The following is a 9,433-nucleotide window of genomic DNA, read 5'->3' as shown; positions in this document are numbered from 1 at the left end:
TATCCGGCATATTTTCCGAGTTGTACCAGCAGGGGATAAAGGTGGTGACCAAAATCCGGAAAAACATGAAGAACAAACTAATGCCGATAAATGAAAAGTATGCGCTATTCAAACGTGGAGTAATTGAGTCAGTTTTCGATATCTTGATGACGGTATTTGATATTGAACATACCCGGCATCGGAGTCCGCAGAATGCCCTGGCACATATGTTGAGCGCGGTGGCCGCCTACTCCTTCATGGAGCAAAAACCTGCTGTTTTGCTGCCAAAACTGCTTGGATAGCCCCAACCTCACGTTAATCTAAAAATATTAAATCAAGCACCATGAAGACTTTAAGGAACTTGGAATGCGCTTCCATATTCGGAGGTACTGGAGACGAGCAGGATTGGGTTGACAAGACAAAAGCTTTTGTCAGAAATCTTGCTAGAGGCACACGGGGCTTTTTTAATGGCTTCTTTGGGTACGAAGACTGCCATTGTAATTAACCTCGCGGATCGTCTGGGACGAAGTTGAGAAATTCTTAACTTCGTCCCTGCTTTATATTACACGTCATGAAATACATCGCATACATAGCTATATCCATCCTTGCTTCTATTATTGGGTACGTAGTAGTCGCAGTTGCGCTAGAGTACTTTGCCGGAATGGAAGGCAGACGTTCCGCAGATATTGCATCCACCTGCAGCACTACGATTTTGGCGGCTTCTCTGTTATATTTTCTCTTCCTTAGAACATATATTAAATAGGACACTACGCAATTGTAGATATCATCAATTGTTAATAGTAGTCGCAACCGCCGACAATATGTATTTATTAATACATTATCAGTAAAGAAGGTAACCGGACTACGTCAAATATTGGTCTCGTACAGCTTGAAGATACCAACAATGGGAAGGTAACAGTAAAAAGCCGAATCCAACCCCTACCCCACCCCACCAAACCACCCCTACTCCACAATCTCCTTTACCTCCTTGGCCCGCAGCCTCCGATAAAAGGGAATCTTTACCCCCGCGTAGACGTCGGCGGCGTAATTGGTATCGGTAAACAGGTGGGAAAGGAGGGTGGCGGAGCCAATCGTCACGAAGCCGAGGCGGAGGCCGGCGCCGAGGGAGGTGCCTTCCGGGCCGCCGAAGCGGGCGGGGGCGTAGAGGCTCAGCCACTTGGTCTCGAGGCGGGGGGCTACGGTGATGGCGTTGGTGATGCGGTTGCCGGCTAAGAGCGGATCGGCGTTCAGGGCCGAGGCCGAGAGCGCGCTCAGGAAGAGCCCGCCGGCCAGTCGGTAGTCGAGGTGGAGGTACAGGGCGGTGGGCAGGCGGAAGTCGGCGGCCTCCCGGCGCGAGGTACCGTCGTAGTTATCTTCCAGGACGTAAGCCAGGCTCCTGCCTTCCAGGAGGTCGGTGGAAACGCGTCCGCCCACCGGGTAGGTGGATACCCGCGCTTCCTCGTAGGTGACCGCCCCCAGATCGACCACGGAGGCGCCGACCTTCAGCCGGTAGGGGGTGCGCAGCCGGTCGGCGGGCACGCCGCCGGGCCGCCACTCGAGGGAAAGTCCGAGGTCGAAGCCCACGCCGGTGCCCAGTTTTTCACTGAGGGCATCCAGGTCCAGCTCCCCGTAGCTGTAGTCGCCCGCCAGCACGTCGGCCACTTCGCCCCCGGTGATCAGCTCGCCGCTGCCGCCGTCGTAGGCTACTTCCAGCGACGGGCTGCCCGCGTGGTAGCCGCCCAGGCCGCGCAGCACCTTCACGGCCGCGCCGCCCTTCAGCTGGAATTCCTTGCGGTTGACGAGCACGGCGCCGAGCACGACCGCTACCTCCGCCCATCCGTGTGAGTTGGTGTTGAAGTCCTGGTAGGTGCCGGAGAAGTCGTCCAGGCGGCCAAAGCCGTCGTCCTGCCCTTCGGTGAGCCGCCCGTCAAGGTTGCGCACCTCGTAGAAGTTGCGCACGCGGGTCACGAGACCCAGTCCGGCCGACTGCCCCAGGCCCATGAGCAGGGAGGGCCCCAGCACGTTGAGGTGGGAGCTGCGGAAGTTGTCGGCCGCCGGCGTGCGGGTCAGGTCGGCGGCGTAGATGTCCTCCTCGTCCAACAAATCGGAATAGGAAGGCAGCCCGATGTAGTCGTTGGCCAGACCGGCGTTGACGGAGCCCAGGTGCAGTTCGAAGCCGACGTTGTTGGCCGCGGCGTTGGCCGGATTGAGGAGCAGACCGTGGACGCCCGCGTAATTATCGAAACTGAGGCCGGGAAAAGGTTGGGCCCCGAGCAGGGCGGAAAAAAGGAGGGACACGACCAGCAGGCCGGGGGCGGAAAGTGTTTTCATAGTGTGTAGTTGCCTAAAGTGAGCAGGGGGGGGAAGAAAGCATCCGCCGGTACGCCCGGCCGTGTTCCACATCCTTGCCCCTTTCATCCGGACGCACGGAAAAGGTTACCCCCGTGGACCGCCGATTTGTGGGATATGCCTTGCACAACGTTGCCGGAGTCAGCGCAGGAGGTATCTCCAGATTCGCTCCACCTCGCAGACCGTGAGGTGGAGCTGGCTGCCGTAGCCCATCATGAGTTCGCGGGGGCTGCCGCCGAAGCAGTTGGTGCGTCCGCTGCCGCCGTTGTGGTCGGTGCATTCGCCGAAGCATTCCTCCAGGGGGTCGAAGCCCTGACCGGCGCAGGGGTTGTCGCACTTGAAAGTGTGGTCCAGCGAAAGGGCGTGGCCAAGTTCGTGGCCGATCAGGCGGGCCACCGTCCAGGTATCGTGGCTGCCGGCCAAGTAGGTTTGCAGGCGGTCGTAGACGTAGATGGTGCGGCTGCCCGTACCCGTGGTGGCCCCGTCCGGCCCACGTGCCCCCGCGCGGCCGTGGGTGGTGAAGACCACGTTGAAAGCATCCGCCACCGGGCGGATCCGTTCGCCGTGGGCGTAAAAATGAGCACTCTCCAGCGGCCGGGCGGGATCACCGGCGTAGGTGAAGCGCAGTTTGGTATCGCGGCTCGGGGGGTAGTCCAGCAGCGCGGTGCGGAAGCGGTGATTGAGCTCGTTGAAGAGGTAATACATGAGTACGTCGGCACGCAGTTTCTCGTGGCGCCCGTGGGCGAGGAAGAGGCTGTCGTCGGGATCGCGCACGAAGTTGCGGCCGTCGGGCAGGGCCACGAAGTGAAAGGCGAGGCGGAAGGTAGTGTCGGCCCGGCGCTGGATGGCATCGATATCCACGGCCCCCGGCTTCACGGACTGGCCCGGCACCCGCGCGCTGACGGCCAACAGGAAAAGCAACAGCCAGAAGTAGTTGAGCGCGCGCCGGAACATCGTGCAAAAGTAAGGCCCCGTCGGCGGGCGGTACGACGCGGGTGCAACAAATGGGGCCCTTGATCCTTATACCGGAGCCCCCCCCGCCCGGGGCCCATCCCCTATGTCATGGAAGTAAAGTTCCTCGAAAGCCTGCTGTTCCTTATCCCGGTGGCCACCTTCGTGGCCCTGGCCTACTTCCTGTTCCGTTTCCTGCAGCGACAGGGGCGGCGGCAGAATGGGGAGGAGGACCGCTAGTCCGCCGCGTCCATACCCGCCTGGAAGGCATCCACGAAGGCGCCTACGTCGCGGCCGTCCATAAGCGCGTGGTGGCCGTGGATGGAAACGGGCATACCCAGGCGGCCTTCCCGTTCGGTGAGTTTACCTACGCTGATCTTCGGACAGCTGTCCGCGCGGCCGTAGTGGCGGGCGTGACTGAGGGCGGTGAAGTCGAGCCAGGGCGCGGCGCTGAAGTGAATGACGTCGTCGCCGGCCACGCCGGGGTTCAGTCCGGTGGTAGCCCGGATGCGTTCGATCTCGGCCCCGGCGTCGGCGGCGAAGCGGGCAAAATCCTCCGCGTAGGGCAGGTAGGAAAAATCGAAGCTGCCGTCGGCCCGATCAATGGTCGCCGAGGCGTGGATGCGGTTGTGGACGACCACCCCCTCCCCCCGGATGCGGAAGCGGAAGGGCTCCACGGCGTTGACCGCCCGCAGGCAGCGGTACAGGTAGTAGAGAAAGAAGGAGTGCCCCCCGGCGCGGCAGCGGGCGTAGGCCTCCGTGGCATCGATCCGCACGGTAAGGCCGAAGAAGGGCTCGTCGAAGGCCCGGAAGAAGTGGAAGTGGTCCCGGCGGGGCCAGGTGGCGAGGTCGAGGTGCTTCACGGGAGGAGTGGGGGTATTTCGGACAGGGAGGAGACCTCGCGGAAGCGGGGGTGGTCGGTGTCGCTGGTAGCCACCTCGTGCGCCCAGGTAGTGTGGAAGGGGACGTGTACGGCGTAGCCGCCGAGTTCCAGCACGGGCAGGATGTCGCTTTTGACGCTGTTGCCGATCATGAGGAACTCTTCCGGCCGGCAGTCGAGGTGGGCGATGAGTTTGCGATAGTTGTCCACCCGCTTGTCGCTCATCACCTCGATGTGGTGGAAGTGGTGGGCCAGCCCCGACCGTTCCAGCTTCCGCTCCTGGTCCAGCAGGTCCCCCTTGGTGGCCAGCACCAGGCGGTAGCGGCCGCCCAGCCTCGCCAGGGTTTCTTCCACCCCGTCGAGCAGCTCCACGGGTTTGTCGAGCATGTCTTTGGCGATCTGCAGGGCGCGGTCGACCACCGCCAGCGGCCCGCGGCCGTCGGTGACGCGGACGATGGTCTCCACCATGGAAAGCGCGAAGGCCTTGATGCCGTAGCCGTAGCGCGGCAGGTTGGCGATCTCGGTGGCGTAGAGTTCCCGGTTCACGGTGTGGTGCGGCAGGTAGTCTTCCAGCAGTCCGCAGAATCTATCCTCCGCCTCCCGGAAAAAGGGCTCGTTGACCCAGAGGGTATCGTCGGCGTCGAAGGCGATTGCGCGTAGCTTATCCATGGGACGAAGGTAGGGTACACCTACCGCCGCGCCCGGTACACGGCCTGCAGCTTCAGCAAAAAGATCAGTCCGGCCAGGCTGGCCGTAACGGCGTTGGCCACGATGATGGGCAGGTCGCCGATGCAGTAGCCGTAGCCCAGCCACAGGAGGGTGCCCGCCAGCAGCATGCTGAAGGTGGCCAGGGAGAGGGACGCCGTGTCCCGGTAGCGGATAGACTTATACGCCTGGGGAACGAAGGCGGCCGTGGTGAGCAGGGCGGCCAGCCCACCGATCAGGGAAACAACGGTCATGGAGGCGATGATTGCGGACCGCGTAAAAGTACCCCTTTTGGCGTCACCGCCGACAAGCTCCGCCGCCGGGCGTGCAGTACCTTGGGCCCGCCCATGCGCAAACTTCCCCTCTACGGTTTCCTTCTCGGTCTTGGCGTGCTTGCCCTGGGCCGCTGTACGCCGGAACCGAACGCTCGCGAACTGGTGGCTCGCCACTGCGGATCCTGCCACCTGGCCCCCACGCCGGAGTCGCTGCCGAGGGCCGTTTGGGAGAAGCGGGTGCTGCCCGAAATGGGCGCCCGGATGGGGATGCGCACCCTGGGGTACGATCCGGCCGGACAGCTCTCACCCGAAGAATACGATCTGGCCGTGGCGCACGGCTTCTACCCCGACGTTCCGGTGGTGTCCTACGACGACTGGACGGCCATCCGCAACTACATCCTGGAGCGCGCGCCGGATATCCTTCCGGCACCGCCGCTGCTGCGCCTGGACAGCCTGCCCGGCTTCGCGCCCCATCCCCTCGACGTCGACGGGAAGGGCGGATCGCTGGTCTCCTTTCTGGGCTACGGGCCGGGGGGGCTCGCGATCGGCGATGGATACGGCAGGCTGCACCGCCTGGACCGCGCGGGTCAACTCGACGACCTCCTCTCCCTGCGGCTGCCGCTCGTACACTACCACCCGGACTCGGTGAGCGGCGACCTCCTCCTCGAAATCGGCAACATCTACCCCACCGAAGCCCGCAACGGCACGCTGTACCGGCAGATGCCGGCCGGGCGGGAGGTCGTGGCAGACAGCCTCCACCGTCCCGTTCACCTGCTGGTGGAGGACCTGGACGGCGACGGCCAAGCCGAGATCGTCGTCGCTGAGTACGGAAACTATTCCGGAGCCCTGACCCTGCTGCGCCCCGACGACCGGGGCGGCTTCACGCGCAGCCGACTGCTCGGGGCGGCCGGCTCCACCCGTACGGTGGCCGCTGACCTGGACGGTGACGGCCGCCGGGACCTCGTGGTCCTCCACGCCCAGGGCGACGAGGGAATCGACGTGCTGTACCAACGGGCGGACGGCAGCTTCGAGCGGCAGAACCTGCTCCGGTTTTCGCCGGTCTGGGGTACCAGCTGGTTCGAACTGGTGGATTTTGACGGCGATGGGGACCGGGACATCATCACCGTTCACGGCGACAACGCCGACTACTCCAACGTCCGCAAGCCTTACCACGGGCTGCGGATCTACGACAACCGGGGCGACAACACCTTCATCGAAAGTTACTTCCAGGCCCTGCCCGGCGCTACCCGGGTGGTGGCCCGCGACTTCGACCGCGACGGCGATACCGACCTGGCGGTGGCGTGCAACTTCGCCGACTTCGCCACCCAGCCCGCGGCGGGCTTCGTCTACCTCGAGAACGTCACCGGTTCTTCCAACGCCCCGAATTTCCTTTCCCGCTCCACCCCCGCGGCGCTGGCCGGGCGGTGGCTGACCATGGAGGCGGGAGACTTCGACGGCGACGGCGACGACGATCTGGCCCTGGGCTCTTTCACCCTCAATCCGGCCCCGGTACCCGACAGCCTGGAGACCCGCTGGCGCGAGGGCACCACCGACTTGCTGCTGCTGGAAAACCTGCTGCAGTAGCATTGGACGGTCGCGCCGGATGGTGCAGGATTGATAGGGCGTCGGCGTCGCTTATCTTACCCTAAATTTTCTCCTCCATGCGCCACCTTTTCTTCCTCCTCCTGCTTTCCGCCTGCGCGGCTACGGACGCGCCCCGCACGGACGCCACCGCCGAACGGGGCGGACCGCAGTATTCCCTCGGACAGTGGTCCTTCCACCGCGCGCTCTTCGACGGAGAGATGAGCAATTTCGATTTCGTACGCACGGCCGGCGAGATGGGCTTCGAAGGAGTGGAACTGGTCAATCAGTTCTTCGCCGACCGGGCACAGGACAACGCCTTCCTCGACAGCCTGAAAACCGCCGCCGACGCGGCCGACGTCGAACTTACCATGCTGCTGATCGACGGGGCGGGCAACCTCGGCGCCAGCGACCCCACCGAGCGCAACGCGGCCGTAGAACAACACCTCCAGTGGGTACAGGCCGCCCACCGCCTGGGCATCCCGGCCCTGCGGGTGAATGCCCACGGCGACGGCAGTCCGGAAGAGGTGTTGCGGAACAGCGTTGACGGCATCGGCCGGCTAGCGCGGGAGGCCCGCAGCCAGGATATTCAGATCCTGGTCGAGAATCACGGCGGCCCGAGCAACAGCGGCGCCTGGCTTACCGAACTGCCTAGCCGTCTGCGGGAGTACGAGGTGGGGGCGGTGGCCGATTTCGACAACTGGTGCGTCGAGCGCGACAGCGGCCAGCTCTGGGGCGGCAACTGCACCAAACGCTACAACCGCTACGAAGGCATGCAGGAACTGATGCCCTACGCCGGCGGCATCAGCGTCAAGGCCTTCAACTTCGACGCAAGCGGTGAGGAGACGGAGATCGATTTCGGCGTGCTTTTCGATATCCTCCGCGCGGCAAACTACCGCGGATACCTCGGCATCGAGTACGAAGGGGAAAGCCTGCCCCCGCGCGAGGGTATCGAGAAGACCCGCGCCCTGGCCGAACGCCACTGGCCCCGCCGGCAGGTGGTTGACCCCGGCACCGTGGGCCGGATCGACAGCACCCTGCGGTCCTTCGTGGACCGCGGCGACGTAGCAGGTGCCTCCGCCCTGGTGTACGAGAAAGGGGAAGAGGTCTACTTCGGAGCCTTCGGCCAGGCCGACCGGGAAGCCGGTACGCCCATGCAGCGCAACACCATCGCGCAGATCTATTCCATGACCAAGCCCATCACCGGCGTGGCTCTGATGCAGCTCTACGAGCAGGGCAAGTTCCAGCTCGACGACCCCCTGAGCGATTACCTGCCCGAGTTCGCCAACTTACGCGTCTATCAATCGGGCGCGGACGCGGGTGCCGTGCAAACCACCGCGCCGAGCCGGCCGGTTACCGTGCGCGACATCACCCGTCACACCGCGGGCTTCTACAACGGCGGTGATACGCCCGGCCTACAAGCTGCCTACGAGGCCGCCGACCTGCGGAACTACGATAATACCCTGTCGATGATGGGCGCAAAACTGGGACGCTTGCCCCTGCTCTTCGATCCGGGCTCCCGGTGGCTGTACGGTCTTTCGGTCGACGTGCAGGCCCTCCTCGTGGAGCGGCTCTCCGGCCAGCCCTTCGACGACTACCTGCGCGAGCACATCCTCGATCCGCTGGGTATGGACGATACCCGCTACGTGGTCCCGGAATCCGACCTACCCCGCTTCTCGGGGGCCTACAACCGGGCCGAAGACGGCACCCTTACCCAGCTCCCAAACGACGAGGCCCATGCCTTCAACCTGAAGGAATGGCCCCTCACCCCCGGGGGATTCGGCCTCACCTCCACCCTCGACGACTACATGACCTTCGCCCGGATGCTCGTCAACGGCGGCAGCCTCGATGGGGCCACCATACTGCAGCCCGAAACCGTCCGGCTCATGCGCACCAACCACCTGGCCGATGAGGTGACGGACCGGTCGTGGCTGCCCACCAAGGGGCAGGTCGGCTTCGGCATCGACTTCGCCGTTCGGCAGCGCCCCCCGGCCACGGCGGAGGAAAACCCCGGCACGGTCGGTGAATTTTTCTGGGACGGAGCGGCCAGCACCCTCTTTTGGGTCGACCCCGCCAACGAACTCACGGCGGTGCTCTTCGTCCAGCTCTTCCCTTACGACCAGATCGGACTGCACCACGATTTCCGGCGGGCGGTTTACGGCCCCTTCCAGCCGGCGGCGGGATCGGGGCAGTAGTTCCCGGTGCGGCTATAAGGGGATGATCTCATCGCTGACCTTGGCATAGCGCTCCCCGCAGCCTTCAATGCAGGCGGGGTTAGTTACCGTCAGGGTGTCACCGGAGACCGTAAAGGGGAGGCGGGTATCGCCGTCGCAGTTCGGGCGCAGGGTGTTATCCTGTACCGAATAGGTACCGGTATCCCCCTCCGTGGAGGCATCGGACGCCGGGCAGTAGCTGAAATTGGCCCGGAACTTGCCGTCGGGCAGGAGCAACAGAACATTGTCGGAGGTCACCGGCTGGTAGGTTCCCGATCCGTCGCCGGGGTCGGCATAGACGGCCACCAGTTCCCAGGTGCCGGTCAGGTCGTGGGTGATTTCGGCATCTTCCCGGTTGCAGGCAATCAGTGCGAGCAGGGGAAGCACAAAGGCAATTTTACGCGTCATGGCACAGATTTTCCTCCTGAGACGTTGGCCGTGCTTATCGGCGTTGGCGGGTTCTTTTTAAATATTTATTGACCCGTCCGCCGGATCCATAC

Annotated in this window: 10 protein-coding genes; 4 read left to right on the top strand and 6 right to left on the bottom strand. The window is 63.7% G+C overall.

All coding sequences use genetic code 11. The features are described 5' to 3' along the window. Positions 1–281 (top strand): transposase (locus E4021_RS10805; protein WP_320055143.1); only part of this gene is annotated, 281 nt, incomplete at its 5' end. Between the two features lie 661 nt (positions 282–942). Here the strand turns inward: E4021_RS10805 and E4021_RS10800 are convergent. Next, positions 943–2,310, bottom strand: a complete 1,368-nt coding sequence (locus tag E4021_RS10800) for a DUF5723 family protein (RefSeq protein ID WP_136459245.1) — start codon at positions 2,308–2,310, stop codon at positions 943–945. A 159-nt stretch (positions 2,311–2,469) separates the two neighbouring features. Further along, positions 2,470–3,282, bottom strand: a complete 813-nt coding sequence (locus E4021_RS10795) for a zinc metalloprotease (RefSeq protein WP_136459243.1) — start codon at positions 3,280–3,282, stop codon at positions 2,470–2,472. 108 nt (positions 3,283–3,390) lie between these two features. Between E4021_RS10795 and E4021_RS18460 the strand changes: the two genes are divergently transcribed. Further along, complete coding sequence (locus E4021_RS18460; protein WP_262712773.1) at positions 3,391–3,519, top strand: hypothetical protein; 129 nt, start codon at positions 3,391–3,393, stop codon at positions 3,517–3,519. Here the strand turns inward: E4021_RS18460 and E4021_RS10790 are convergent. From E4021_RS10790 to E4021_RS10780, 3 genes are read right to left on the bottom strand one after another with little or no spacing between them, the layout of a single operon-like run. Next, complete coding sequence (locus E4021_RS10790; RefSeq protein WP_136459241.1) at positions 3,516–4,142, bottom strand: chloramphenicol acetyltransferase; 627 nt, start codon at positions 4,140–4,142, stop codon at positions 3,516–3,518. The two genes, E4021_RS18460 and E4021_RS10790, sit on opposite strands and share 4 nt — an antisense overlap. Then, the gene (locus E4021_RS10785) at positions 4,139–4,828 is read right to left on the bottom strand and encodes an HAD family hydrolase (protein WP_136459239.1); all 690 of its coding nucleotides are present in this window, start codon (positions 4,826–4,828) and stop codon (positions 4,139–4,141) included. The genes E4021_RS10790 and E4021_RS10785 overlap by 4 nt, the downstream gene beginning before the upstream one ends. Before the next feature lie 20 nt (positions 4,829–4,848). Further along, a complete protein-coding gene (locus E4021_RS10780) occupies positions 4,849–5,118 on the bottom strand; it encodes a SemiSWEET family sugar transporter (protein WP_136459237.1) in 270 nt (89 codons plus the stop codon). Between the two features lie 93 nt (positions 5,119–5,211). Between E4021_RS10780 and E4021_RS10775 the strand changes: the two genes are divergently transcribed. Both E4021_RS10775 and E4021_RS10770 read left to right on the top strand, forming a co-directional pair. Further along, a complete protein-coding gene (locus E4021_RS10775; RefSeq protein ID WP_136459235.1) occupies positions 5,212–6,723 on the top strand; it encodes an FG-GAP repeat domain-containing protein in 1,512 nt (503 codons plus the stop codon). 77 nt (positions 6,724–6,800) lie between these two features. Next, entirely contained in the window at positions 6,801–8,915 is a 2,115-nt protein-coding gene (locus E4021_RS10770) for a serine hydrolase (protein WP_136459233.1), read from the top strand. A gap of 12 nt (positions 8,916–8,927) precedes the next feature. Here the strand turns inward: E4021_RS10770 and E4021_RS10765 are convergent, their stop codons facing one another. Then, complete coding sequence (locus E4021_RS10765) at positions 8,928–9,341, bottom strand: lipocalin-like domain-containing protein (protein WP_136459231.1); 414 nt, start codon at positions 9,339–9,341, stop codon at positions 8,928–8,930. Between the last annotated feature and the right edge of the window lie 92 nt (positions 9,342–9,433).

Origin of the sequence: Neolewinella litorea, assembly GCF_004803465.1 — a bacterium.
GTDB lineage: Bacteria > Bacteroidota > Bacteroidia > Chitinophagales > Saprospiraceae > Neolewinella > Neolewinella litorea.
The sequence above is the reverse complement of the archived record's forward strand: the minus strand, read 5'-3'. Positions and strand labels throughout refer to the sequence as shown.

Excerpts from the sequence above, each read along its gene's own strand:
- E4021_RS10775 (WP_136459235.1), top strand. The coding sequence starts at position 5,212 with ATGCGCAAACTTCCCCTCTACGGTTTCCTTCTCGGTCTTGGCGTGCTT.
- E4021_RS10765 (WP_136459231.1), bottom strand. The coding sequence starts at position 9,341 with ATGACGCGTAAAATTGCCTTTGTGCTTCCCCTGCTCGCACTGATTGCC.
- E4021_RS10780 (WP_136459237.1), bottom strand. The coding sequence starts at position 5,118 with ATGACCGTTGTTTCCCTGATCGGTGGGCTGGCCGCCCTGCTCACCACG.
- E4021_RS10770 (WP_136459233.1), top strand. The coding sequence starts at position 6,801 with ATGCGCCACCTTTTCTTCCTCCTCCTGCTTTCCGCCTGCGCGGCTACG.
- E4021_RS18460 (WP_262712773.1), top strand. The coding sequence starts at position 3,391 with ATGGAAGTAAAGTTCCTCGAAAGCCTGCTGTTCCTTATCCCGGTGGCC.
- E4021_RS10785 (WP_136459239.1), bottom strand. The coding sequence starts at position 4,828 with ATGGATAAGCTACGCGCAATCGCCTTCGACGCCGACGATACCCTCTGG.
- E4021_RS10795 (WP_136459243.1), bottom strand. The coding sequence starts at position 3,282 with ATGTTCCGGCGCGCGCTCAACTACTTCTGGCTGTTGCTTTTCCTGTTG.
- E4021_RS10800 (WP_136459245.1), bottom strand. The coding sequence starts at position 2,310 with ATGAAAACACTTTCCGCCCCCGGCCTGCTGGTCGTGTCCCTCCTTTTT.